Origin of the sequence: Pseudomonas sp. B6(2017), from assembly GCF_002112765.1 — a bacterium.
Classification (GTDB): domain Bacteria; phylum Pseudomonadota; class Gammaproteobacteria; order Pseudomonadales; family Pseudomonadaceae; genus Aquipseudomonas; species Aquipseudomonas piscis.
On record NZ_NEIQ01000019.1, the window covers coordinates 98,182 to 122,309 of the forward strand.

General features: G+C 64.9%; 22 protein-coding genes. 20 read left to right on the forward strand and 2 right to left on the reverse strand.

The window, feature by feature from the left end; genetic code table 11:
* Window positions 1–44 precede the first annotated feature (44 nt).
* From CAG11_RS27330 to CAG11_RS27340, 3 genes are read left to right on the forward strand one after another with little or no spacing between them, the layout of a single operon-like run.
* On the forward strand, window positions 45–1,070 hold the full coding sequence (locus tag CAG11_RS27330) for an aminoglycoside phosphotransferase family protein (RefSeq protein WP_085599140.1): 1,026 nt from the start codon (window positions 45–47) through the stop codon (window positions 1,068–1,070).
* On the forward strand, window positions 1,067–1,741 hold the full coding sequence (gene murU / locus CAG11_RS27335; protein ID WP_053137601.1) for an N-acetylmuramate alpha-1-phosphate uridylyltransferase MurU: 675 nt from the start codon (window positions 1,067–1,069) through the stop codon (window positions 1,739–1,741). Before CAG11_RS27330 ends, murU begins: the two co-directional genes overlap by 4 nt.
* Window position 1,742: 1 nt before the next feature.
* On the forward strand, window positions 1,743–2,510 hold the full coding sequence (locus CAG11_RS27340; protein ID WP_085599142.1) for a TerB family tellurite resistance protein: 768 nt from the start codon (window positions 1,743–1,745) through the stop codon (window positions 2,508–2,510).
* A gap of 50 nt (window positions 2,511–2,560) precedes the next feature.
* On the opposite strand, the gene CAG11_RS27345 is transcribed toward CAG11_RS27340, so the two are convergent.
* Window positions 2,561–3,553, reverse strand: a complete 993-nt coding sequence (locus tag CAG11_RS27345) for an alpha/beta hydrolase family protein (RefSeq protein ID WP_085599144.1) — start codon at window positions 3,551–3,553, stop codon at window positions 2,561–2,563.
* A gap of 74 nt (window positions 3,554–3,627) precedes the next feature.
* Between CAG11_RS27345 and CAG11_RS27350 the strand changes: the two genes are divergently transcribed.
* The 17 genes from CAG11_RS27350 (at window position 3,628) to CAG11_RS27430 (ending at window position 23,344) form a co-directional block, all read left to right on the forward strand.
* Window positions 3,628–6,027 carry a PAS domain S-box protein gene (locus CAG11_RS27350; RefSeq protein WP_085599146.1) on the forward strand — a complete coding sequence of 800 codons (2,400 nt, stop codon included), beginning with the start codon at window positions 3,628–3,630 and terminating at the stop codon, window positions 6,025–6,027.
* A 13-nt stretch (window positions 6,028–6,040) separates the two neighbouring features.
* The gene (locus CAG11_RS27355; RefSeq protein ID WP_022641414.1) at window positions 6,041–6,670 is read left to right on the forward strand and encodes a response regulator transcription factor; all 630 of its coding nucleotides are present in this window, start codon (window positions 6,041–6,043) and stop codon (window positions 6,668–6,670) included.
* Window positions 6,671–6,969: 299 nt separating this feature from the next.
* Window positions 6,970–8,094, forward strand: a complete 1,125-nt coding sequence (locus CAG11_RS27360) for an ABC transporter ATP-binding protein (RefSeq protein WP_022641413.1) — start codon at window positions 6,970–6,972, stop codon at window positions 8,092–8,094.
* A 45-nt stretch (window positions 8,095–8,139) separates the two neighbouring features.
* Window positions 8,140–9,183, forward strand: a complete 1,044-nt coding sequence (locus tag CAG11_RS27365; protein ID WP_022641412.1) for an ABC transporter substrate-binding protein — start codon at window positions 8,140–8,142, stop codon at window positions 9,181–9,183.
* Between the two features lie 76 nt (window positions 9,184–9,259).
* Window positions 9,260–10,507 carry an ABC transporter permease gene (locus tag CAG11_RS27370; protein WP_053137591.1) on the forward strand — a complete coding sequence of 416 codons (1,248 nt, stop codon included), beginning with the start codon at window positions 9,260–9,262 and terminating at the stop codon, window positions 10,505–10,507.
* Between the two features lie 13 nt (window positions 10,508–10,520).
* Window positions 10,521–11,345: an ABC transporter permease gene (locus CAG11_RS27375; RefSeq protein ID WP_022641410.1), complete on the forward strand. Its 825-nt coding sequence runs from the start codon at window positions 10,521–10,523 to the stop codon at window positions 11,343–11,345.
* A gap of 101 nt (window positions 11,346–11,446) precedes the next feature.
* Window positions 11,447–12,820: a sigma-54-dependent Fis family transcriptional regulator gene (locus CAG11_RS27380; RefSeq protein ID WP_085599148.1), complete on the forward strand. Its 1,374-nt coding sequence runs from the start codon at window positions 11,447–11,449 to the stop codon at window positions 12,818–12,820.
* Window positions 12,821–13,015: 195 nt separating this feature from the next.
* Window positions 13,016–14,164 (forward strand): iron-containing alcohol dehydrogenase, encoded by a 1,149-nt coding sequence (locus tag CAG11_RS27385; RefSeq protein WP_085599150.1) that lies wholly within the window; start codon window positions 13,016–13,018, stop codon window positions 14,162–14,164.
* Between the two features lie 73 nt (window positions 14,165–14,237).
* Window positions 14,238–15,680 carry a hypothetical protein gene (locus tag CAG11_RS27390; RefSeq protein ID WP_085599152.1) on the forward strand — a complete coding sequence of 481 codons (1,443 nt, stop codon included), beginning with the start codon at window positions 14,238–14,240 and terminating at the stop codon, window positions 15,678–15,680.
* Between the two features lie 117 nt (window positions 15,681–15,797).
* Window positions 15,798–16,946: an iron-containing alcohol dehydrogenase gene (locus CAG11_RS27395; RefSeq protein ID WP_085599154.1), complete on the forward strand. Its 1,149-nt coding sequence runs from the start codon at window positions 15,798–15,800 to the stop codon at window positions 16,944–16,946.
* A gap of 80 nt (window positions 16,947–17,026) precedes the next feature.
* Window positions 17,027–17,701, forward strand: a complete 675-nt coding sequence (rpe, locus tag CAG11_RS27400; RefSeq protein ID WP_022641405.1) for a ribulose-phosphate 3-epimerase — start codon at window positions 17,027–17,029, stop codon at window positions 17,699–17,701.
* The gene (locus CAG11_RS27405) at window positions 17,698–18,516 is read left to right on the forward strand and encodes a phosphoglycolate phosphatase (protein ID WP_085599156.1); all 819 of its coding nucleotides are present in this window, start codon (window positions 17,698–17,700) and stop codon (window positions 18,514–18,516) included. The genes rpe and CAG11_RS27405 overlap by 4 nt, the downstream gene beginning before the upstream one ends.
* Before the next feature lie 71 nt (window positions 18,517–18,587).
* Window positions 18,588–20,075, forward strand: coding sequence for an anthranilate synthase component I (gene trpE / locus CAG11_RS27410; protein WP_022641403.1), 1,488 nt, complete (start codon window positions 18,588–18,590; stop codon window positions 20,073–20,075).
* A 13-nt stretch (window positions 20,076–20,088) separates the two neighbouring features.
* Entirely contained in the window at window positions 20,089–20,682 is a 594-nt protein-coding gene (locus CAG11_RS27415; protein ID WP_022641402.1) for an aminodeoxychorismate/anthranilate synthase component II, read from the forward strand.
* A gap of 9 nt (window positions 20,683–20,691) precedes the next feature.
* Entirely contained in the window at window positions 20,692–21,741 is a 1,050-nt protein-coding gene (trpD, locus tag CAG11_RS27420; protein ID WP_022641401.1) for an anthranilate phosphoribosyltransferase, read from the forward strand.
* Window positions 21,738–22,574 (forward strand): indole-3-glycerol phosphate synthase TrpC, encoded by an 837-nt coding sequence (trpC, locus tag CAG11_RS27425; RefSeq protein ID WP_053137579.1) that lies wholly within the window; start codon window positions 21,738–21,740, stop codon window positions 22,572–22,574. The genes trpD and trpC overlap by 4 nt, the downstream gene beginning before the upstream one ends.
* A gap of 68 nt (window positions 22,575–22,642) precedes the next feature.
* On the forward strand, window positions 22,643–23,344 hold the full coding sequence (locus CAG11_RS27430; protein WP_022641399.1) for a lipoate--protein ligase family protein: 702 nt from the start codon (window positions 22,643–22,645) through the stop codon (window positions 23,342–23,344).
* Here the strand turns inward: CAG11_RS27430 and crp are convergent.
* Entirely contained in the window at window positions 23,341–23,985 is a 645-nt protein-coding gene (gene crp / locus CAG11_RS27435) for a cAMP-activated global transcriptional regulator CRP (protein WP_022641398.1), read from the reverse strand. The two genes, CAG11_RS27430 and crp, sit on opposite strands and share 4 nt — an antisense overlap.
* Window positions 23,986–24,128: the final 143 nt, after the last annotated feature.

Consider the following 24,128-nt stretch of genomic DNA (forward strand, 5'->3'; position numbering starts at 1 on the left):
AAGCATGACCCGCTTGACGGCTAGGGCCGTCGGAGACCCTTGTAATGCCTGACCAAGATGTACGCTTGCAACACCTGAAAGTTTGGCTCGATGAACAGTTGGCGATTGTCTATGCAGCACAGGGCTGGGGTGAAGTGCCCCCGGCTACCTTGGTCGCGGCCAGCAGCGACGCGAGTTTCCGCCGTTATTTCCGTTGGCAGGGCGCAGGTCGCAGCTTTGTGGTGATGGATGCTCCGCCGCCCCTGGAGAACTGCCGGCCCTTCGTGGAAATCGCCGGCCTGTTGGCGACTTCCGGTATCAATGTGCCGAAAATTTTTGCCCAGGACCTGGAGCGCGGCTTCCTGCTGCTCAATGACCTGGGTAGCCAGACCTACCTGGATGTAATAAACGAAGACAATGCCGACGCGCTCTTCGAAGACGCATTGCAAGCGCTGTTGGCCTTCCAGCAACTACCCATGGATGCCCCCTTGCCCAGCTACGATGTGCCCCTGCTGCGCCGCGAGCTGGAGCTGTTCCCGGAGTGGTACGTCGGCCGTGAGCTGGGCATTACCCTTACCGCCGAGCAGCGCCAGCAATGGCAACGGGTCAGCGACCTGTTGATCGACAGCGCCCTGGCACAACCCAAGGTTCTGGTCCATCGCGACTATATGCCGCGCAACCTGATGCTCAGCACGCCGAACCCGGGGGTGCTGGACTTCCAGGACGCGGTCTACGGCCCGGTGACCTACGACATCACCTGCCTGTTCAAGGACGCCTTCCTCAGCTGGCCGGAACCGCGCGTGCGGCTCTGGCAGGAAAACTACTGGACCCGCGCCCGAGCCCTGGGCATTCCGGTCCAGGAGGATTTTCAGGAGTTCCTGCGGGCCAGCGACCTGATGGGCGTGCAACGCCACCTCAAAGTGATCGGGATCTTCTCGCGCATCTGCCACCGCGACGGCAAGCCGCGCTACCTGGCCGATGTCCCGCGATTCCTGGCTTATATAGAAGCGGTGCTGGCCCGTCGGCCTGAATTGTCGGAGCTGGCGCAACTGCTGTTCAGCTTGAGCCAGCCGGCAGGAGCCCAGGCATGAAGGCGATGATCCTGGCGGCGGGCAAGGGCGAGCGCATGCGCCCATTGACCCTGACCACCCCCAAGCCCCTGCTGCCGGTGGCCGGCGTGCCTCTGATCGAATACCACCTGAGGGCCCTGGCGGCCGCAGGTTTTCGCGAGATCGTCATCAATCATGCCTGGCTTGGCCAGCAGATCGAGGATGCCCTGGGCGACGGCCAGCGCTGGGGCCTGAGCATCCGCTATTCGGCGGAAGACCAGCCGCTGGAGACCGGTGGCGGGATCTTCAAGGCCTTGCCGTTGCTGGGCGACGAGCCCTTCCTGGTGGTCAATGGCGATATCTGGACCGACTACGATTTCACCAGCCTGCGCCGGCCCCTGGATGGCCTGGCCCACCTGGTGATGGTCGACAACCCGCCACACCATCCCACCGGTGGCGACTTCTGCCTGGAAAACGGCCTGCTGCACGACGGCCAGCCGGGTGCGCCGACCCTGACCTACAGTGGCATTTCGGTGCTGCATCCTCGCCTGTTCCAGCACAGCGCCGCCGGCGCCTTCAAGTTGGCGCCGCTGCTGCGCGAGGCCATGGCCCGGGGCCAGGTCAGTGGTGAGCACATGCGCGGCCAATGGGTCGATGTGGGAACCGTCGAGCGTCTGGCGCAGGTCGAGCACCTGCTGCAAGCGGGGCGCTGACATGTGGTGGCCAGGGACTCTGATCGGAGCCGGAGCAGGTTTTGCCATAGCCAGCATTCCGGGGGCCATGCTTGGTGCGTTGCTGGGGCAGGCGCTGGATCGGCGCATGCAACTGCACAGCTGGGCACATGTACGTGAACGCCTGGGCGGGCGTCCGGCGCTGCGCAACGATGAGTTGCTGTTCGTCTTGCTCGGGCGCCTGGCGAAAAGCGACGGTCGGGTAGTGGATGGGCATATCCAGCAGGCGCGCCAGGAAATGCGTTCGCTGGACATGAACGAAGTGGCGCAGCGCCGAGCCATCGCCGCCTTCAACCGTGGCAAGTCGGGCAATGACCACCTGCGCGGCTACCTGCGCCGCCTGGGTAGCCAGCCCTATGCCGCCGAAGGCGTGCTGCGCGCCTGCTGGCGCATGGTCTGGGCCGACGGCCGGGTCGGTGCGGCGGAACGCGAGTTGATCCAGTCCTGGGGTAAATGGCTGGGTTGGAGCAGCGAGCAGATCCAGGCGCTGGCCCAGGACTACGGTCCCGCCAGGAGAGACACCGCCGAAGCCGGCATGAGCTACCAGGAGGCCCTGCGCCTGCTGGGGGTGGCGGCGACCACCGAGCCGGCGCAGATCAAGCGTGCCTATCGGCGGCTGCTCAGTCGCCACCACCCGGACAAGGTCGCCGGTAGCGGCGCGACGCCGGAGCAGGTGCGCACTGCCACGGAGAAAACCCGCGAACTGCACAGCGCCTATGCGCTGGTGCGCCAGCGCCGGGCCTTTCGCTGAAGGCAAGGCCGGGTCGCCGCTGCTTCTCTGGCAGCGGCGGTCCGGTGTTTTCAGTTATCGGCGTTTTGCGGATTGAGCCAGCCACGGACCCGGCGGAACAGCTGCTCCTGCTGGGCGCTGTCGTTGCCGGGCAGGGCCTTGAGGGAGATCTGGCTGAAGTTCGAGTGCTTCAAGCGCTTGCTGGCCTGCAGTCGCTCCAGTGCCTCCTTGCGCGCCACCGCTGTGTCGACATAGAAGATATCGGCAGTGGCCAGTTTCAGGGTCGGGGTCAGTTCCGCCAGTTGCGGCTTGCCGTTGCTTGGCGAACGAGCCTCGACCAGCACCAGTTTCTGTACCTGCGATGGCTGTTTTTCGTTCAGGTAGCGCGCGGCCCAATAGGCGCCGGTGCCATGGCCCAGCAGCACGATGCTGCGGGCATTCTGCTGTTCGGCGTAGGCCAGGGCCGCGTCGACCCGGGCGAAGATGCGCTCGGCGTCGGCCTTGACCTGCTCCTCGGTGGTTTCGGCGACCGGATGATCGGCCACATCGGCTTCACCGCCGGCGACCTGCTCGATGGGCTTGGCCTCGGTGCTGGCGTCCTTGGCGGTATTGGCGCTTTCGGTCGGTGCCGCGGGAGCCGCCTCGACAATTCGCGGTTGTGCCGCTTCGCTTTGCATATCGGGGAGGGTCAGGCTCAGGCTGCCCCAGTCGGTGTCGGGCAGGCGATTGCGCAATGGCGCCACCACCTGTGGCCAGTCGGCGCTTTCCCCGGCTCCAGGGAGGATGATCACCACGCCCTTGGGCTCGCTGGTGTTGGCCGGTTTCCACAGGGCCAGGAAACTGCTGTCGCCAGCTTGCAGTTGCTGCTGTTCCTGGGTGGGCAAGCGGCGTTCCAGGGCGGTGGCATCTTCCTGGCTGCGTTCGGGCAGGGCGGGGCGTGGCGCCGGTTGTTCCTCGGCAGGCTTGGCCTCGGGAGCCGGATCGTCGGCGTGGGCGGAAAAGCTCCAGGGCAGGATCAGCGACAGGCACAATACGGGCAGTGCCGAGCGGGGGACGAGGGGCATCGGATATTCCAGGCCAGAAGTAATTCCGGCAGCCTAATGGGTTGGTCAGTATTTGTCAGGGTGTGAGACTTCAGATGATGCGCTTTCGCTGCCTCTTGCTTATCGGCTGTCTGTGCCTTCCCTTGATAGGCGCGGCGGCGCCGGCGGCCCGCGAGCCTGCCGCGGTCCTGGGCCATGAGCTGCGCCAGTGGCTGGAGCAGCACCCGGAGCTGCGCGTGGGGGTGGTGCTACAGGCGCCCTTGGCCCAGTACGACCGGCGCTTGCAACGCTTGTCCGGGGCCAACGTCGAGTTGATGCAGGCCGTGGCCAGGACCCTGGGCACCGAGTTCAGCTGGCGCAACTTTCCCGACCAGGCCCAACTGGAAAAGGCCCTGCGCGACGGCGAGATCGATATGGCCCCGGGCCTGACCCAGACCCCAGCCGGCCTGCGCCTGTGGCTGTACAGCGATCCTTACATGCGGGTGCCGCAACTGGTGGTGGGAGAGCGCAAGGCTTCCGGGGCGGTGGAGCTGGAGAAGCTCGACAGCCAGGCCCGGGTGGCGGTGCGCATGCCTAGCGCGGTGTCCGAGTACCTGCGCCAGACCTACCCCAACCTCAACTTGCAGGGCGTGCCCCAGGAGCGCCAGGCCTTGCAGTTGCTATTGAGCCAGCAGGCCCGCTACGCGGTAGTGGATGAAGCCCAGCTCAGCCGCCTGTCCGCCGAGGCGGAGTTCTCCGGCCTGGCGGTGGTGGGCGATATCGGCCTGCCGCAGCTGTTGCGGGTGGCCACCCGGCGCGATTGGCCGGAACTGGCCAGCATCATGCAAACCGCCCTGCGCACGATTCCCGCCAAGGAGCTGGAGCAACTGCACAACCGCTGGCTGCAACCCAAGTATCCGCGCCTGGGCGAGTCCCCCGGCGCCTGGCGCAGCCTCAGCCTGTTGCTGGCCCTGCTGTTGCTGGGCAGCCTGGGCTTGATCCTCTGGCTGCGCCGCCAGCAACGTGGGCTGGAGCAGCAGCTGCTGGCGGCCCGGGAAGACATCGCCTTGCGCGCCGCCAGCGAGGAGGCCTTGCGCCTGACCCAGTTTTCCATCGACCAGAGCACTGTGGGCATCCTCTGGGTCAATTGGGACAGCCACGTGCGCTATGCCAACCGCGCCGCCGAAGAAATGCTCGGCTATGCCCCGGGTGGAGTGATCGAGCGGCCGCTGATCGATTTCGAACCCAACCTGCACATGGATCGCTGGCTCAACCTGTGGAAGCGCGCCCGGGCCAGCGCCGGGGGCGTGCAGAGCTTCGAAAGCCAGTGCGTACGGGCCGACGGCAGCATCCTGCCGACGGACGTGTCCTTGAGCTTCCTGCGTTTTCGCGACAGCGAGTACCTGGTGGTCTACCTCACCGATGTCACCGAGCGCCGTCGCGCCCTGGCGGCCCTGCGCGAGAGCGAAGCGCGGCTGCAAGGCATCGCCGCCAACGTGCCGGGCCTGGTGTTTCGCCTGGAGCGCGCGCCAGTCAGCGGGCAGATCGACTTCGCCTACATCAGCGAGGGCAGCCAGACCCTGGTGGGCTACTCGCCTGCGGTGCTCGCCCATCGCGACAAGGGCCTGCGCAGCCTGGTGCACCCTGATGACAAGGCCAGTTACCACCAGACCCAGGACCAGGCCCTGGACACCGACAGCGACTGGTCCTGGCAGGGGCGTATCCTCACCCGCCAGGGCCAGCAGCGCTGGGCCGAGATCAAGGCGATTACCCGGCAGCTGGACGACGGCACCTTCGTCTGGGACGGCATCGTCTGGGATATCAGCGAGAGCAAGCGCATCGAGTTGGAGCTGGCCAGTTCCCGCGAGCAGCTGCGCGAGCTGTCGGCGCACCTGGAGAGCGTGCGGGAAGAGGAAAAGGCCCGCATTGCCAGGGAAGTCCATGACGAACTGGGGCAGATGCTCACCGTGCTCAAGCTGGAGACCTCCATGTGCGAGCTGGCCTACGCTCAGCTCGATCCCGGGCTGAACGAGCGCCTCAACAGCATGAAGCGCTTGATCACCCAGCTGTTCCAGTTGGTGCGCGACGTGGCCACGGCCCTGCGCCCGCCGATCCTGGATGCCGGTATCGCCTCGGCCATCGAATGGCAGGCCCGGCGTTTCGAGGCGCGCACGCAGATCCCGTGCCTGGTGGACGTGCCGGATAACCTGCCACGCCTGAGCGACGCCAAGGCCATCGGCCTGTTCCGCATCCTCCAGGAGGCCCTGACCAACGTCATGCGCCATGCCCAGGCGCATACTGTGGAGCTGTCCCTGGTACTGGACGGGCCACAGTTGTGCATGAGCATCAGCGACGATGGCCTGGGGTTCGATACCGCCGCCACGCGTCCCACCTCCTTTGGCCTGGTGGGGATGCGCGAGCGAGTGCTGATCATGGGCGGCAGCCTGGCGCTGCACAGCGAGCCGGGGGAGGGCACCAGCCTGACTGTCCGGGTACCCCTGGACCGACAACAATAACGAGGAGAACCGCGTGATTCGTGTACTGGTAGCCGAAGACCACACCATTGTCCGCGAAGGCATCAAGCAACTGATCGGCCTGGCCAAGGACCTGACGGTCGTGGGGGAGGCGAGCAATGGCGAGCAACTGCTGGAGACCCTGCGCCAGGTGCCTTGCGAGGTGGTATTGCTGGACATCTCCATGCCCGGGGTGAACGGCCTGGAAGCCATCCCACGAATCCGCGCCCTGAGCGATCCGCCGGCGATCCTGGTGCTGTCGATGCATGACGAGGCACAGATGGCCGCCCGGGCCCTGAAGATCGGCGCCGCTGGCTACGCCACCAAGGACAGCGATCCGTCACTGCTGCTGACGGCCATCCGCAAGGTGGCGTCCGGTGGGCGCTACATCGACCCGGAACTGGCGGATCGCATGGTCTTCGAGGTCGGCCTGACCGATGCCCGGCCACTGCATTCGCTGTTGTCCGAGCGTGAATTCTCGGTGTTCGAGCGCCTGGCCCAGGGCGCCAATGTCAACGACATCGCCCAGCAATTGGCCTTGAGCAACAAGACCATCAGCACCCACAAGGCGCGGCTGATGCAAAAGCTCAACGTCACCTCACTGGCCGAGCTGGTGAAGTACGCCATGGAGCACAAGCTGCTCTGAGCCAGCGGGAGTCAGCTCCCCCCGCCACAATGGATACGCCCCGAGGTCGATGGTCCTGGCCAAGGCATTGGCGGGGCATATCCGTTTACGACATCGCCACTTCCCGGCCTATGCCTGTTCTTGGGGCTTGCCGCTTCAAGCTTGCCCCTGCTCTTGTCTGTTTCCGCCATTCTTGTAGGGCAATCCCTACAGGCAGCCTTCCAGGCGGCTGAGGCGAATCTCTCCTACCCCCCGATTTTCGGGCTTTGTGGGCTGCACTAGGCTTGCCCTACAGCCGTCTAAAACAAAAAGGTGCGGGTATGAGCGAGGTCGATTCAAGCGCTGGGGCCAATGATGTTCTGGTCAGCTTTCGTGGTGTGCAGAAGAGCTACGACGGCGAGAACCTGATCGTCAAGGACCTCAACCTGGAAATTCGCAAGGGCGAGTTCCTCACCCTGCTCGGGCCGTCCGGCTCCGGCAAGACCACCAGCCTGATGATGCTGGCCGGTTTCGAGACGCCGACCGCCGGCGAGATCCAGTTGGCCGGGCGCTCGATCAACAATGTGCCGCCGCACAAGCGCGATATCGGCATGGTGTTCCAGAACTACGCGCTGTTCCCGCACATGACCGTGGCCGAGAACCTGGCGTTCCCGCTGTCGGTACGGGGCCTGGGCAAGACCGACATCAGCGAGCGGGTCAAGCGCGTGCTGAGCATGGTCCAGCTGGACTCTTTCGCCCAGCGCTATCCGGCGCAACTGTCCGGTGGCCAGCAGCAACGGGTCGCCCTGGCCCGGGCCCTGGTGTTCGAGCCGCAGCTGGTACTGATGGACGAGCCCTTGGGGGCGCTGGACAAACAGCTGCGCGAGCATATGCAGATGGAGATCAAGCACCTGCACCAGCGCCTGGGTTTGACCGTGGTCTACGTGACCCACGACCAGGGCGAGGCCTTGACCATGTCCGACCGGGTGGCGGTGTTCCACCAGGGCGAGATCCAGCAGATCGCCCCGCCGCGGACCCTCTACGAAGAACCGAAGAACACCTTCGTCGCCAACTTCATCGGCGAGAACAACCGCCTCAGCGGTCGCCTGCACAGCCATGACGGCGAGCGCTGCGTGGTGGAGCTGGGGCGTGGCGAGAAAGTCGAGGCATTGGCGGTCAACGTCGGCCAGGTCGGCGGCCCGGTGACCCTGTCCATCCGCCCGGAGCGGGTGAGCCTCAACGGTTCCAGCGAACACTGCGCCAACCGCTTTTCCGGGCGGGTGGCGGAGTTCATCTACCTTGGCGACCACGTCCGAGTGCGCCTGGAAGTCTGCGGCAAGAGCGACTTCTTCGTGAAACAGCCGATTGCCGAGCTCGATCCAGCGCTGGCGGTGGGCGACGTGGTACCGCTTGGCTGGCAAGTCGAGCACGTTCGTGCGCTCGACCCGCTTCTAGAGGCGAATTGATCGCCCCCCTTGCAACACCAACCTGCACGTGGAGAACACAATAAAATGCTGAGATCCCTGAAACTCACAGCCCTGACGCTGGGCATGCTGGGGGCCGCGCACGCCTTGGCGGCGGGACCGGACCTGACCGTGGTGTCCTTTGGTGGGGCGAACAAGGCCGCCCAGGTCAAGGCCTTCTACGCTCCGTGGGAAGCGGCGGGCAACGGCAAGATCGTCGCCGGCGAGTACAACGGCGAGATGGCCAAGGTCAAGGCCATGGTCGACACCAAGAGCGTGTCCTGGGACCTGGTGGAAGTGGAGTCCCCCGAGTTGTCCCGCGGTTGCGACGAAGACCTGTTCGAACCCCTCGACCCGGCGCTGTTCGGCAAGGGCGAAGACTATGTCAAGGGCGCTATCCAGCCGTGTGGCGTGGGCTTCTTCGTCTGGTCCACGGTGCTGGCCTACAACGCCGACAAGCTCAAGGCGCCGCCAGGCAGCTGGGCGGACTTCTGGGACACGCAGAAATTCCCGGGCAAGCGCGGCCTGCGCAAGGGGGCCAAGTACACCCTGGAATTCGCCCTGATGGCCGACGGCGTCGCGCCCAAGGACGTGTACAAGGTGCTGGCCAGCAAGGATGGCCAGGACCGTGCCTTCAAGAAGCTCGATGAGCTCAAGCCCAACATCCAGTGGTGGGAAGCCGGCGCCCAGCCACCGCAGTACCTGGCCTCGGGCGACGTGGTCATGAGCTCGGCCTACAACGGCCGGATCGCCGCGGTGCAGAAGGAAAGCAACCTGAAGGTGGTGTGGAACGGCGGCATCTACGACTTCGATGCCTGGGCCATCCCCAAGGGCCTGGACAAGACCCGTGCCGAAGCGGCGAAGAAGTTCATCGCCTACTCGGTGCAGCCGCAGCAGCAGAAGACCTATTCGGAAAACATCGCCTATGGCCCGGCCAACACCCAGGCCGTGCCTCTGCTGGCCAAGGACATCCTCAAGGACATGCCGACCACTCCGGAGAACATCGCCAACCAGGTGCAGATCGACGTCAGCTTCTGGGCTGACAACGGCGAGCAGCTGGAGCAGCGCTTCAACGCCTGGGCGGCCAAGTAAGCATCGCTAGTGGCAGGGGCGGGCTGGCCCGCTCCTGTCGGTGGTGTATTCGAAAGATCGATTCGCGGAGTTTGTCATGACCATCACCGTTCCCCTGGATGCGGTCGCCGGCCCGACCCTCAAGCAGCGACTGGCCCGTGCCGAGAGGGTCAACCGCTGGAAGGCCCAGGCCCTGATCGCGCCGCTGGTGCTGTTCCTGCTGCTGGTGTTCCTGGTACCGATCGTGGCGCTGCTGTACAAGAGCGTCGGCAACCCGGAAGTGGTCGGCGGCATGCCGCGCACGGTGGTGGCCGTGAATGCCTGGGACGGCCGCGGCCTGCCCGGCGAGGCCGCCTACAAGGCCTTGAGCGAAGACCTGGCCGAGGCTCGCAAGAACCAGGGCCTGGGCGACCTGTCCAAGCGCCTGAACATGGAACTGGCCGGTTATCGCAGCCTGCTGACCAAGACTGCCCGTGCCTTGCCGTTCAAGGCCGAGCCCGAATCCTATAAAGAAGCCATGGAGGGGGTGGACGAGCGTTGGGGCGACCCGGCCTACTGGCAGGCGATCCGGCGCAATACCAGCAGCCTGACTCCCTACTACCTGCTGGCGGCGCTGGACCACCGGATCGACGACCTGGGCGAGCTGGCCCCGGCGACCCCGGACCAGTCGATCTACCTGGATATCTTCGCCCGGACCTTCTGGATGGGCCTGGTGATCACCGCCATCTGCCTGGTGCTGGCCTATCCCCTGGCGTACCTGCTGGCCAACCTGCCGGCGCGCAAGAGCAACCTGCTGATGATCCTGGTGCTGCTGCCGTTCTGGACTTCGATCCTGGTGCGGGTGGCGGCCTGGATCGTGCTCCTGCAGTCCGGCGGCCTGATCAACAGCGCCTTGCTGGCCATGGGCGTGATCGACAAGCCCCTGGAGCTGGTGTTCAACCGCACGGGGGTCTACATCTCCATGGTGCACATCCTGCTGCCGTTCATGATCCTGCCGATCTACAGCGTGATGAAGAGCATCTCGCCGACCTACATGCGCGCGGCGATCTCCCTGGGCTGCCATCCGTTCGCCAGCTTCTGGCGGGTGTACTTCCCGCAAACCTATGCCGGGGTTGGCGCCGGTTGCCTGCTGGTGTTCATCCTGGCCATCGGCTACTACATCACCCCGGCCCTGCTGGGCAGCCCGAACGACCAGATGGTCAGCTACTTCGTGGCCTTCTACACCAACACCAGCATCAACTGGGGCATGGCCACCGCCCTGGGCGGCCTGCTGTTGCTGGCGACCATCGTGCTGTACCTGATCTACAGCTGGCTGGTGGGCGCCAGTCGCCTGCGCCTGAGCTAAGGAGAGAATCGAAATGCTGAGCCCCTACATGTCACCCGTCGAGCGGGTCTGGTTCTACAGCTTGCGGATCCTCTGCGGCTTGATCCTGTTGTTCCTGGTGTTGCCGGTGCTGGTGATCATCCCGTTGTCGTTCAACTCGGGCAGCTTCCTGGTGTATCCGCTGCAGGGCTTCTCGCTGCACTGGTACCAGGACTTCTTCGCCTCCGCCGAATGGATGCGCGCCCTGAAGAACAGCATCATCGTGGCTCCGGCGGCCACTGTGCTGGCCATGGTCTTCGGCACCCTGGCGGCCATCGGCCTGACCCGCGGCGATTTTCCCGGCAAGTCGCTGGTCATGGCCCTGGTGATCTCGCCGATGGTGGTGCCGGTGGTGATCATCGGGGTCGCCAGCTACCTGTTCTTCGCTCCGTTGGGCATGGGCAACAGCTTCTTGTCGCTGATCATCGTGCATGCGGTGCTCGGGGTGCCGTTCGTGATCATCACCGTCTCGGCGACCTTGCAGGGCTTCAACCACAACCTGGTGCGGGCGGCGGCCAGCCTGGGCGCCTCGCCGCTGACCACCTTTCGCCGGGTGACCCTGCCGTTGATCGCCCCGGGGGTGATCAGTGGCGCGTTGTTCGCCTTCGCCACCTCGTTCGACGAAGTGGTGGTGACCCTGTTCCTCGCCGGACCCGAGCAGGCGACGCTGCCCCGGCAGATGTTCAGTGGTATTCGCGAGAACCTCAGCCCCACCATCGCCGCCGCGGCCACGCTGCTGATCGCCTTCTCGGTGATCCTGCTGCTGACCCTGGAATGGCTGCGCGGGCGCAGCGAAAAACTGCGCACTGCCCAGGCCTGATGCCCTTGGCGGCCTTGGACTAACGTCGCGGCCGCCGGCGTGCCGCTGCCTGGCGTTCACCCGTAAACTGCGCACTTGCCATGCTTACTGCGGAGTCACGGGTGAACTTCAACGATGCCAGTTTCGAAGAGCTGCTCAATGCACTGCATGACGGTGTCTACATCACCGACGGCCAGGGCCAGACCCTCAAGGTCAACCAGGCCTACGAGCGTCTCACCGGCCTGAACGGCGCCGAGCTGCTGGGGCGGCCGATGCAGGAACTGGTGAAAAGCGGGGTGATTTCCCAGTCTGCATCGTTGCGGGTCCTGCAGGATGGCCGGCCGGTCTCGATGATGCAGAGCCTCAGCCAGGGCAAGAAGCTGCTGGTCAGCGCCACGCCGATCCTCGCCGCCGACCGGAGCATCCGCTATGTGGTCAGCACCGTGCGCGACATGACCGAGCTGCTGCGTATCAAGCGCGAGCGCGACGAGCTGCAGCAACTCAAGCAACTGCGCAACAGCACCGCGCGGCTGCACGCCGGCCAGCGTGACGATCTTTTGCAATCGCCGCTGATGGCCGACCAGGAAGTCTCCGGGCGGATCTTCGCCCAGGCCCGGCAAGTGGCCGACTGCGACGTCAAGGTGCTGCTGCAAGGGGAAACCGGGGTCGGCAAGACCCTGGTGGCGCAGTTCATCCACAATGCCAGCGCTCGCGCCGCGGAACCGTTCCTGGCCCTCAACTGCGGAGCCTTGCCGGAGAACCTGATCGAGGCCGAGCTGTTCGGCTACGCCCCGGGGGCGTTCACCGGCGCGGGCAGCAAGGGCAAGCGCGGGCTGCTGGAGCTGGCCCACAACGGCACGCTGTTTCTCGACGAGATCGGCGACCTGCCGCTGGCGGTGCAGGTCAAGTTGCTCAAGGTCATCGAGGAGAACCGCTTCATCCCCGTGGGCGGCCTGGAGCTCAAGGAGGTGGATGTGCGGATCGTCAGCGCCACCCATCACGACCTCAAGCAGCGGGTGGCCGAGGGCAAGTTTCGCGCCGACCTCTATTACCGCTTGAACGTGGTGCCGATCGCCATCCCGGCCCTGCGCGAGCGCAGCGAGGAGATCGGCCCCTTGCTGGAGTACTACCTGGAGCACTTCAACCAGCGCTACCAGCGGCAGGTGCAATGGAGCCTGGAAGCCCTGGAGCATTTGGGCGAATACGCCTGGCCGGGGAACATCCGCGAGCTGATCAACGTGGTGGAGCGCCTGGTGGTGACTTGCCCGGGGCAGGTGATCGAGGCCCTGGACCTGCCCGAGGAGCTGGTCGGGCAGCAGGCGCGCCATCTCGACGACAGCCGCCTGCCCCTGCGCAAAGTGGTGGAGAACGCCGAGCGCCAGGCCATCCGCGTGGCCTTGCAACTGCACAAGACCACCCGCCTGGCCGCCAAGGCCCTGGGCGTGAGCCAGGCCACGGTGGTGCAGAAAATGAAACGCTGGGAACACTCTGATTAGGATCCTGATCAGAAGCCCCGCTGGCGATCAACAAAGCAATCGCGACGCCCCGGTCATTTCCCGGAATCTGTTGCCAGGGCCTTGTAAACCAAGGCTTCTGGCGTCTTGGCACAGCTTTCGCTCTACAAGCTTCGAGCCCATACGAGAGCCCGCCTGGCGGCGCTCTTGCCACAACAATGAATCAAGGCCGAACCGATGAGCATCCGTGCATTCAAAATTGCCAACAAACTGATTACCGGCCAGGGGGCCATCGAGCAACTGGACGCCGAGCTGGCGCGCCTTGGGGTCGACAATCCGCTGATCGTCACCGATGCGATCCTGGTGGCCTGCGGCACCGTGGACCTGGCTGTGGCCCACATGGGTGGGCGCAGCCATGGGATCTTCGATGGGGTCGAGCCCGAACCGCAGGTCGCCATCGTCCAGGAGTGCGCCAATGCCTATCGCGCCGGTGGCCATGACGGCCTGATCGGCCTGGGCGGCGGCAGTGCCATCGACATCGCCAAGGCCGTGGCCGCCTTCGCCGGCCATGCAGGTGCGCTGGAGCAGCTGTTCGGCATCGACCAGGTGCCGCGCAAGGGCCCACCTTTGATCGCCATCCCCACCACGGCCGGCACCGGCTCGGAAGTCACTAACGTGGCGATCCTCTCGGACAAGCAGGCCCAGCTGAAAAAAGGCATCGTCAGTGACTACCTGCTGCCGGACGTAGCGCTGGTGAGCCCGGCCATGACCCTGACCTGCCCGCGCAGCGTCACCGCAGCCAGCGGTATCGATGCGCTGGTGCATGCGGTGGAGTCCTACTTGTCGCTCAACGGCTCGCCGATCACCGATGCCCTGGCCCTGGGGGCGATCCGCCTGATCGTCAAGGCGCTGCCCAAGGCCTATGCCAACCCCGGGCACCTGCAGGCCCGGGAAGACATGGCCAGCGCCAGCCTGATGGCCGGCATGGCCTTCGGCAATGCCGGGGTCGGCGCGGTGCACGCCCTGGCCTATCCCCTGGGCGGGCGCTTCAACATCGCCCACGGTGTGAGCAATGCGCTGCTGCTGCCCTATGTCATGGCCTGGAACAAGCTGGCCTGCGTCGAGCGCCTGCGGGACATCGCCCAGGCCATGGATGTGCCCGTCATCGGCCTCAGTGACGAGCAAGCGGCGGAGCAGGCGGTCAAGGCCATGGCGGCGTTGTGCGCAGCGGTGGCTATCCCCACCGGCATGCGCAGCTTCGGCGTACCGGAGGAGGCGATCCCGGCCATGGCCGTGGAGGCCGCGGGCATCGAGCGCCTGATGCGCAACAACCCGCGCCAGCTGAGCGCTGCCGATATCGAGCAGATCTACCGGGCCGCCTATTGAGCGACCCGCCCCACGCCGGGCTGGCGTGGGGCGCCTTACACCGCCACCAATACCAATAAGACAGGTGCAGTTGATGCCAACCCCTTCCGACACCCGGCACGAAACGCCGTATTTCGCCCTTGGCCCGTTCAAGGTGCGCTTGCCGTTCATCCACTACAAGCTCGAGCTGCCGGACTACCTGCAGGGCTTGCTGATGTGCGCCGTGGACCTGGCGGCCATCCCGTTGATGACCGAATTCCTCGGCATGCCCTTCGAGATGGCCCTGGCCGTGGTCATGCTCAATGGCCTGTTGTACCTGGCCCACCATCTGCTGGGCGACCCGGTGGTGCCCGGCTGGATCACCCCGGCGGTGCCATTGCTGATGGCTTACTGCGCACAGTTCCCGGTAGGGCCGGAGCGGGTCCATGCGCTGATCGCCTTCCAGCTGATGCTCGGGGTGTTCTCCATTGCCCTGGGCGCTACCGGCATGGCGCGCAAGGTGGTGGGGTTCGTGCCATCGGCGATCAAGTCGGGGGTCATCATGGGCGCCGGGCTCAGCGCGGTGACCACGGTGTTCCAGGTGGGCGGCAAGTTCGACAGCTTTCCCTGGACCATTTCCATCGCCATCGGCATCGCCTTCTACCTGATCTTTTCCCAGCACTTCGCCAAGTTGAAGTTGCAGAGCCGCTTCTGGTGGAACTTCGCCAAGCTGGGGATCCTGCCGATCATCCTGCTGGCGGTGGTGCTGGCGCCGCTGTTCGGCGAAGCGCCGTGGCCGACCATCCAGTGGGGCCTGAGCAAACCGGACTTCGCCGGCCTGTGGAACAACTACACGGTATTCGGCCTGGGCATGCCGCCGCTGTCGATGTTCCTCAGCGCGCTGCCGACCATGCTGGCGGTGTACATCATCGTCTTTGGCGATGTGCTGAGCGCCAAGGTGTTGCTGGACGAGGCCGGGCAGATCCGCAAGGACGAGAAGGTGGACTACGACCCGGACCGTTCGCACCTGATCTTCGGTGGGCGTAACGCCTTCATGAGCATCTTCGGCCCGGACATCGCCATGTGCGGCCCGAAATGGGCGGCAATGCTGGTGGTCATCATCGAACGCTTCAAGGGCGGGCCCAAGGCCATGGGCTCGATCTATGGCGGCATGGGTTCGTTCCGCTGGGGCACCAACACCGGCTTGCTGCTGTTGCCGGTGGTGACCCTGGTGCAGCCGATCCTCGGGGTGGCGTTGGCCCTGACCCTGCTGATCCAGGGTTATGTCAGCGTGCGCCTGGGCATTCTCGAGGCCCGCAGCCAGCGCGACCTGGGCATCGCCGGGGTGATCGGCGCGGTATTGGCGATCAAGGGCGCGAGCTGGGGCTTCGCCATCGGCGTGGTGCTGTGCCTGCTGATCTACGGCAAGAACTTCTTCAAGGGCGAGAACGACAATACCTTCACCAAGGACCTGGACAGTCCTGACGCCCCGGCGCCAGGGGCTCGGCCGGAACCCGGGGTGAAGGCCCATGCAGTGGCGAAGAACGAGGCGGCCTGAGGCCTGGACCGCCGGCAACGGGCCGTGGCGATGCCGATCGGGCATCGCGGCGGTCCGGTTGTGCAATCCCCAGCTACGCTTGTGCCGGCTCCCATCTCTATACAAGAGGCTGCGCGCATGAGTATTTCCTCTTTCAAGATCGCCCATAAGCTGCTCACCGGCACCAGCGCCATCGAGCAACTGGCCACCGAACTGACCCGCCTGGATGTGGATAACCCGCTGATCGTCACCGATGCCGCGTTGGTCGAATCCGGCACCGTGGCGCTGGCGCTGGCCCACCTGGGGGCGCGCGACTACGAGATCTTCGACCGGGTACGGCCGGATCCGGAAATCGCCATCGTCGAGGACTGCATGCAGGTCTATCGTGATGGCGGGCACGACGGCCTGATCGGCCTGGGCGGTGGCAGCGCCATCGATATCGCCAAGAGCGTGGCGGCCTATGCCGGTTACCACGGCGCCCTGGAGGACCTGTTCGGCGTCGACCTGGTGCCGCGCAAGGGGCCACCGCTGATCGCCATTCCCACCACCGCCGGCACCGGCTCGGAGGTGACCAACGTGGCGATCCTTTCCGACAAGGCCGCACAGTTGAAGAAGGGCATCGTCAGTGACTACCTGCTGCCGGATGTGGCGCTGGTCAGCCCGCAGATGACCCTGACCTGCCCGCGCCATGTCACCGCCGCCAGCGGTGTCGACGCCCTGGTGCACGGGGTGGAAGCCTACTTGTCGCTCAATGCCTCGCCCATCACCGATTCCCTGGCCCTGGGGGCCATCCGCCTGATCGCCAGGGCCCTGCCCAAGGCGTTCGCCAATCCGGCCAACCTAGAGGCCCGGGAGGACATGGCCACGGCCAGCCTGATGGCCGGCATGGCTTTCGGTAACGCGGGGGTAGGGGCGGTGCATGCCCTGGCCTATCCGTTGGGCGGGCGCTTCCATATGTCCCATGGGGTCAGCAATGCCTTGTTGCTGCCCTACGTCATGACCTGGAACAAGATGGCCTGCGTCGAGCGCATGCAGGATATCGCCGCCGCCATGGGCGTGCGCACGGCGCGCTTGAGCGCCAGCGAAGCGGCGGACCGGGCCGTAGAGGCCATGGCCGATTTGTGCGCCGCCGTGGAAATTCCTGCTGGCCTGCGCGGTTTCGGCGTGCCGGAGGAGGCGATCCCGGCCATGGCCCGGGAGGCCGCCGGTATCGAGCGGCTGATGCGCAACAATCCGCGCCGGCTGAGCCCCGCCGATATCGAGCAGATCTATCGGGCGGCCTACTGATCATTGCGGTGACGGTGTGCGCTCCAAAGCATGAGGTATACAATGCGCGCCATCGTGATTCCGCTCAAAAAAGGTGCGTCATGCAGCCCTTCGCTATTGCTCCGTCGATTCTTTCCGCCGACTTCGCCCGCCTGGGCGAGGAAGTGGACAATGTCCTGGCCGCCGGTGCCGATATCGTCCACTTCGATGTCATGGACAACCACTATGTGCCGAACCTGACCATCGGCCCGATGGTCTGCGCTGCGCTGCGCAAGTACGGGATCACCGCGCCGATCGATGCGCACCTGATGGTCAGCCCGGTGGATCGCATCATCGGCGACTTCATCGAGGCGGGTGCCACCTACATCACCTTCCACCCCGAGGCCACGCTGCATGTGGACCGTTCCCTGCAGATGATCCGCGAGGGTGGCTGCAAGGCCGGCCTGGTGTTCAACCCGGCGACCCCGCTGGACGTGCTCAAGTACGTGATGGACAAGGTCGACATGGTGCTGCTGATGAGCGTCAACCCGGGCTTCGGTGGCCAGAAGTTCATTCCCGGCACCCTGGACAAGCTGCGTGAAGCGCGGGCATTGATCGACGCTAGCGGCCGGGACATCCGCCTGGAGATCGACGGTGGCGTGAACGTTGGCAACATCCGCGAGATCGCCGCGGCCGGCGCCGACACTTTCGTCGCCGGTTCGGCGATCTTCAATGCGCCCAACTACCAGGAAGTGATCGAGAAGATGCGCGCCGAGCTGGCGCTGGCTCGATCATGAGTGCCTTCGAGCAGCTGTTCTCGGGGAAACTGCCACGGCTGGTGATGTTCGACCTGGATGGCACCCTGGTCGACTCGGTGCCCGACCTGGCTGCCGCCGTGGACCAGATGCTGCTCGAGCTGGGCCGTCCGCCCGCGGGGATCGAGGCGGTGCGCCAGTGGGTCGGCAATGGTGCACCGATGCTGGTGCGCCGGGCCCTGGCCAACAGCCTGGATCCCCAGGACATCGACGATGCCGAAGTCACCCAGGCCCTGGAGCTGTTCAACGCCGCCTACGAGGGTAGCCATGAGCTGACCGTGGTCTATCCCGGTGCGCGCGAGACCCTCAAGTGGTTGTACAAGCAGGGCGTGGAGCTGGCGCTGATCACCAACAAGCCCGAGCGCTTCGTCGCGCCCTTGCTGGACCAGATGCGCATCGGTCGCTATTTCCGCTGGATCATCGGCGGCGATACCCTGCCGCAGAAGAAGCCCGACCCGGCGGCGCTGTTCTTCGTGATGAAGATGGCCAGCATCCCGGCCTCGCAGTCGCTGTTCGTCGGCGACTCGCGTAGCGACGTGCTGGCGGCGCGGGCGGCGGGGGTCAAGTGCGTGGCGCTGAGCTACGGCTACAACCATGGACGGCCGATTGCCGAGGAGTCCCCGGCCCTGGTAATCGACGATTTGCGGGCGCTGATCCCCGGTTGCTTAGAACCTGCCGCTGAGATAACGTTGCCCGACGCTGTCCCATCCCCTTCTGGAAATTCCATCGTGGTGGTCACTCGCAAACTCTGGATGAAAGTCATCAAGGCCTTGGCCCGTTGGCGTTGGCGCGCCTGATTTTTGTCTGGCCGGCCCTGCCGGCGTGTTTGCATACCTGACTGTTAGACCCTCAAGCCACGAGGCATCCCATGATTCGCGAAGAATTCCTGCGCCTGGCCGCAGCCGGCTACAACCGTATCCCGCTGGCCTGCGAGACCATTGCCGACTTCGACACCCCGTTGTCGATCTACCTGAAACTGGCCGACCAGCCCAACTCCTACCTCCTGGAGTCGGTGCAGGGTGGCGAGAAATGGGGACGCTACTCGATCATCGGCTTGCCGTGCCGCACCGTCCTGCGGGTGCACGGCTACCGGGTCAGCGTGACCCACGACGGCGTCGAGATCGAAAGCCACGAGGTGGCCGACCCGTTGGCCTTCGTCGAGCAATTCAAGGCGCGCTACAACGTCCCGACCATCGCCGGCCTGCCACGCTTCAACGGTGGCCTGGTGGGATATTTCGGCTATGACTGCGTGCGTTATGTGGAGCCTCGGCTGGGCCAGTGTCCGAACCCGGACCCGATCGGCGTACCGGACATCCTGCTGATGGTTTCCGATGCGGTGGTGGTGTTCGACAACCTGGCGGGCAAGATGCACGCCATCGTGCTGGCCGATCCGAGCCAGGACAATGCCTATGAAGCTGGCCAGGCGCGCCTGCAAGAGTTGCTCGAGCAGCTGCGCCAGCCGATCACGCCACGTCGCGGCCTGGACCTGGACCGCCCGCCGGCCGCCGAGCCGGTATTCCGCTCCAGCTTTACCCAGGGCGACTACGAGCGTGCGGTGGACACCATCAAGGAGTACATCCTGGCCGGTGACTGCATGCAGGTGGTGCCGTCCCAGCGCATGTCCATCGACTTCCACGCCGCACCCATCGACCTGTACCGGGCCTTGCGCTGCTTCAACCCGACTCCCTACATGTACTTCTTCAACTTCGGCGACTTCCACGTGGTGGGCAGTTCGCCGGAGGTGCTGGTGCGGGTCGAGGACAACCTGATCACCGTGCGGCCGATCGCCGGTACTCGTCCACGGGGCGCCACCGAGGAAGCCGACCTGGCCCTGGAACAGGACCTGTTGTCCGACGCCAAGGAGATCGCCGAGCACTTGATGCTGATCGACCTGGGGCGCAACGACACCGGGCGGGTCTCGGAGATCGGCTCGGTGCGGCTCACCGAGAAGATGGTCATCGAGCGTTATTCCAACGTGATGCATATCGTGTCCAACGTCACCGGCCAACTGAAGGCAGGCCTGACCGCGATGGACGCTCTGCGGGCGATCCTGCCGGCGGGCACCTTGTCCGGCGCACCGAAGATCCGCGCCATGGAAATCATCGACGAACTGGAGCCGGTCAAGCGCGGGATCTATGGCGGAGCCGTGGGCTACTTCGCCTGGAACGGCAACATGGATACCGCCATCGCCATCCGCACGGCGGTGATCAAGGATGGTGAACTGCATGTCCAGGCCGGTGGCGGCATCGTCGCCGACTCGGTCCCGACCCTGGAGTGGGAAGAGACGCTGAACAAGCGTCGTGCAATGTTCCGTGCCGTGGCACTGGCTGAACAAACCCCCGCATCCAAGGCTTGAGGAGTTTCCACCTATGTTGCTGATGATCGATAACTACGACTCCTTTACCTATAACGTCGTGCAGTACCTGGGCGAACTGGGTGCCGAGGTGAAGGTGGTGCGCAATGACGAACTGACCGTGGCCGAGATCGAGGCGCTCAAGCCCGAGCGCATCGTGGTCTCCCCAGGCCCCTGCACGCCGACCGAGGCCGGGGTTTCCATCGAGGCGATCATGCATTTCGCCGGCAAGCTGCCGATCCTCGGCGTCTGCCTGGGCCACCAGTCCATCGGCCAGGCCTTCGGCGGCCAGGTAGTACGGGCCCGCCAGGTGATGCATGGCAAGACCAGCCCGGTATTCCACCGTGACCTGGGGGTGTTCAGCGGCCTGAACATGCCGCTGACCGTGACCCGCTACCACTCCCTGGTGGTCAAGCGCGAGACCCTGCCCGAGTGCCTGGAGATCACCGCCTGGACCCAACTGGACGACGGCTCCGTGGACGAGATCATGGGGCTGCGGCACAAGACACTGAACATCGAGGGTGTGCAATTCCACCCTGAATCCATCCTCACCGAGCAGGGCCACGAGCTGTTCGCCAACTTCCTCAAACAGAGCGGCGGCACGCGCTAAGGACTTTTCATGGATATCAAGACTGCCCTGAGCCGTATCGTCGGCCACCTGGACCTGAGCACCGATGAGATGCGCGATGTCATGCGCGAGATCATGACCGGCCAATGCACCGATGCGCAGATTGGCGCCTTCATGATGGCCATGCGCATGAAGAGCGAAAGCATCGACGAGATCGTCGGTGCCGTGTCGGTGATGCGTGAGCTGGCCGACAAGGTCGAACTCAAGACCCTCGACGGCGTGGTGGATGTGGTCGGCACCGGCGGTGACGGCGCCAACATCTTCAACGTGTCCACCGCTTCTGCGTTCGTGGTCTCCGCCGCCGGCTGCACCGTGGCCAAGCATGGCAACCGTGCGGTATCCGGCAAGAGCGGCAGCGCCGACCTGCTGGAAGCGGCGGGTGTCTACCTGAACCTGACCCCGGTCCAGGTGGCGCGTTGCATCGATAACGTCGGCATTGGCTTCATGTTCTCCCAATCCCACCATGGCGCCATGAAACATGCCGCCGGCCCGCGTCGTGACCTGGGCCTGCGCACCCTGTTCAACATGCTCGGCCCGCTTACGAATCCGGCTGGCGTGAAGCACCAGGTAGTGGGCGTGTTCACCCAGGCCCTGTGCCGGCCGTTGGCCGAAGTGCTGCAGCGCATGGGCAGCAAGCATGTGCTAGTGGTGCATTCCCAGGATGGCCTGGACGAATTCAGCCTGGCGGCGCCGACTTATGTCGCGGAGCTGAAAAACGACCAGATCACCGAGTATTGGGTGCAGCCGGAAGATCTGGGCATCAAGAGCCAGAGCCTGTTCGGCCTGGTGGTGGAGAGCCCGGCGGCTTCCCTGGAGCTGATCCGTGATGCCCTGGGGCGGCGCAAGACCGAACATGGCCAGAAGGCCGCCGAGATGATCGTGCTCAATGCCGGCGCTGCTTTGTATGCTGCGGATCACGCCAGCAGCCTCAAAGAAGGGGTGGCCCTGGCCCACGACGCCTTGCACACCGGCCTGGCCCGGGAGAAGCTCGAGGAGTTGGGAGCCTTTACCGCGGTGTTCAAGCAGGAGAATGAAGGATGAGTGTGCCGACAGTTCTGGAAAATATCCTCGCCCGCAAGGTCGAGGAAGTTGCCGAGCGCAGCGCGCGCGTCACCCTGGCCGAGCTGGAGAGCCTGGCCCGGGCGGCCGATGCTCCGCGTGGGTTCGCCAAGGCGCTGCAGGAGCAGGTCAAGCTCAAGCAGCCGGCGGTGATCGCCGAGATCAAGAAGGCCTCGCCAAGCAAGGGCGTGATCCGCGAGGACTTCGTGCCTGCCGATATCGCCAAGAGTTATGAGAAGGGCGGCGCCACTTGCCTGTCGGTGCTCACCGACGTGGATTATTTCCAGGGTGCCGACCTCTACCTGCAGCAGGCGCGCGCGGCGTGCAAGCTGCCGGTGATCCGCAAGGATTTCATGATCGATCCCTACCAGATCGTCGAGGCCCGGGCCCTGGGCGCCGATTGCGTGCTGCTGATCGTCGCCGCGCTGGACGACGGGCGAATGGCCGAGCTGGCATCGGTGGCCAAGGGCGTTGGCCTGGATGTACTGGTGGAAGTGCACGATGGCGATGAACTCGAGCGGGCGCTGAAGACCCTCGACACGCCGCTGGTCGGGGTCAACAACCGCAACCTGCACACCTTCGAGGTCGATCTGGAAACCACCCTCGACCTGCTGCCGCGGATTCCTCGCGAGCGCCTGGTGATTACCGAGAGCGGCATCCTCAACCGTGCCGATGTCGAGTTGATGGAGATCAGCGACGTCTATTCGTTCCTGGTGGGCGAGGCCTTCATGCGGGCCGAGAACCCGGGCACCGAGTTGCAGCGCCTGTTCTTCCCGGAGCGTGGCGTGCCGGTGACGGGCTCGACCCTGGACTGAACCTGAGACGATGAACGAGCCGGCGATGCCGGCTTTTTCATGATGATTGCCAAGGAATTGCCGCTGCCATGACCCAACCCCTCGCGCTTACCGTCGAAGCCGGCCTGCAGGCCGAGCAGGATCTGCTGGCCCAGGTTTGTGCCGGTGACCAGGAATTCGGCCTGCTGTTCTGGCAGCCCAGTGACCGGGCGCTGGTGATGCCCCGGCGCTTGAGCCGCTTGCCGGGGTTCGAACAGGCCTGCGAGGCCTCGCGAGCCAATGGCTGGCCGGTATTGCTGCGAGAAACCGGTGGCGAGCCGGTGCCGCAATCGGCGGCCACGGTGAATATCGCGCTGGTGTATGCCCCGCCGCGCAGCGAAGGCGACCAGGGCCGGATCGAAACCGCCTACCGGCGCCTGTGCCAGCCGATCTGCGATCTGCTCAGCGAACTGGGCGGCAATCCGTCGCTGGGGGAAGTGGAGGGGGCCTTCTGCGATGGGCGGTTCAACGTCAATCTCGATGGCCGCAAGATGGTCGGCACGGCCCAGCGCTGGCGCCAGAGCAAAGGTGGTCAGCGGCCGGTGGGCCTGGTGCATGGGGCGCTGCTGCTGGATGACGAGCGCGAATCCATGGTGGGGGCGGTCAATACCTTCAACCAGGCTTGCGCACTGGAGCAACGTTGCCGGGCCGAAAGCCACATCGCCTTGCATGAAGCGTTTGCCGCCCCGGATGCCATGGCGCGCCTGGACAGCCTGTATCGACAGATGCTCGGCAGTTTCCTGCCGGGCTAGCGGGTACCGAAGACCACCATGGTCTTGCCCTTGACGTTCACCAGGTTGCGCTCTTCCAGATCCTTGAGGACGCGACCGACCATTTCCCGGGAGCAGCCGACGATGCGCCCGATCTCCTGGCGGGTGACCTTGATCTGCATACCGTCCGGATGGGTCATGGCGTCCGGCTGCTTGCACAGTTCCAGCAGGCAACGGGCGACACGCCCGGTCACATCGAAGAAGGCCAGGTCGCCCACTTTGCGAGTGGTGTCGCGCAGGCGTTGGGCGATCTGGCCGCTGAGCGCATAGAGGATGTCCGGATCGCTCTGCGACAACTCGCGGAACTTGGCGTAGCTGATCTCGGCCACTTCGCATTCCACCTTGGCCCGGACCCAGGCGCTACGCAGTTGCTCGTGTCCCGCGTCCTCGAACAGCCCCAGTTCGCCGAAGAAGTCCCCGGCGTTGAGGTAGGCGATGATCATCTCCCGGCCATCATCGTCTTCGATGAGGATGGTCACCGAACCCTTGATGATGAAGTACAGGCTGTCTGCTACGTCACCGGCGCAGATGATGTTGCTCTTGGCCTGGTAGCGACGGCGCTGACAGTGCACCAGCAGCTTGTCGAGGTGTTTGATCTTGGGAGTTGGGGCAATAGCAACCATGGTTGTATCCCGGAAAGCCTGCACGGTATGGGGTGGTTTTCTTATGGGGCGGAAAGCATCGGCGCATAAAGCTGGCGATGCGCCATTCATTTGGCGTCAGCTTAACAGACACATCCCAGGCAGATTTAAGAATTTTCTTACAG

Excerpts from the sequence above, each read along its gene's own strand:
- CAG11_RS27365 (WP_022641412.1), top strand. The coding sequence starts at position 8,140 with ATGCTGAGATCCCTGAAACTCACAGCCCTGACGCTGGGCATGCTGGGG.
- murU (WP_053137601.1), top strand. The coding sequence starts at position 1,067 with ATGAAGGCGATGATCCTGGCGGCGGGCAAGGGCGAGCGCATGCGCCCA.
- CAG11_RS27350 (WP_085599146.1), top strand. The coding sequence starts at position 3,628 with ATGATGCGCTTTCGCTGCCTCTTGCTTATCGGCTGTCTGTGCCTTCCC.
- CAG11_RS27345 (WP_085599144.1), bottom strand. The coding sequence starts at position 3,553 with ATGCCCCTCGTCCCCCGCTCGGCACTGCCCGTATTGTGCCTGTCGCTG.
- CAG11_RS27395 (WP_085599154.1), top strand. The coding sequence starts at position 15,798 with ATGAGTATTTCCTCTTTCAAGATCGCCCATAAGCTGCTCACCGGCACC.
- CAG11_RS27375 (WP_022641410.1), top strand. The coding sequence starts at position 10,521 with ATGCTGAGCCCCTACATGTCACCCGTCGAGCGGGTCTGGTTCTACAGC.
- CAG11_RS27430 (WP_022641399.1), top strand. The coding sequence starts at position 22,643 with ATGACCCAACCCCTCGCGCTTACCGTCGAAGCCGGCCTGCAGGCCGAG.
- CAG11_RS27360 (WP_022641413.1), top strand. The coding sequence starts at position 6,970 with ATGAGCGAGGTCGATTCAAGCGCTGGGGCCAATGATGTTCTGGTCAGC.
- trpC (WP_053137579.1), top strand. The coding sequence starts at position 21,738 with ATGAGTGTGCCGACAGTTCTGGAAAATATCCTCGCCCGCAAGGTCGAG.
- trpE (WP_022641403.1), top strand. The coding sequence starts at position 18,588 with ATGATTCGCGAAGAATTCCTGCGCCTGGCCGCAGCCGGCTACAACCGT.
- trpD (WP_022641401.1), top strand. The coding sequence starts at position 20,692 with ATGGATATCAAGACTGCCCTGAGCCGTATCGTCGGCCACCTGGACCTG.
- CAG11_RS27385 (WP_085599150.1), top strand. The coding sequence starts at position 13,016 with ATGAGCATCCGTGCATTCAAAATTGCCAACAAACTGATTACCGGCCAG.
- CAG11_RS27330 (WP_085599140.1), top strand. The coding sequence starts at position 45 with ATGCCTGACCAAGATGTACGCTTGCAACACCTGAAAGTTTGGCTCGAT.
- CAG11_RS27390 (WP_085599152.1), top strand. The coding sequence starts at position 14,238 with ATGCCAACCCCTTCCGACACCCGGCACGAAACGCCGTATTTCGCCCTT.
- CAG11_RS27340 (WP_085599142.1), top strand. The coding sequence starts at position 1,743 with ATGTGGTGGCCAGGGACTCTGATCGGAGCCGGAGCAGGTTTTGCCATA.
- rpe (WP_022641405.1), top strand. The coding sequence starts at position 17,027 with ATGCAGCCCTTCGCTATTGCTCCGTCGATTCTTTCCGCCGACTTCGCC.
- crp (WP_022641398.1), bottom strand. The coding sequence starts at position 23,985 with ATGGTTGCTATTGCCCCAACTCCCAAGATCAAACACCTCGACAAGCTG.
- CAG11_RS27415 (WP_022641402.1), top strand. The coding sequence starts at position 20,089 with ATGTTGCTGATGATCGATAACTACGACTCCTTTACCTATAACGTCGTG.
- CAG11_RS27370 (WP_053137591.1), top strand. The coding sequence starts at position 9,260 with ATGACCATCACCGTTCCCCTGGATGCGGTCGCCGGCCCGACCCTCAAG.
- CAG11_RS27405 (WP_085599156.1), top strand. The coding sequence starts at position 17,698 with ATGAGTGCCTTCGAGCAGCTGTTCTCGGGGAAACTGCCACGGCTGGTG.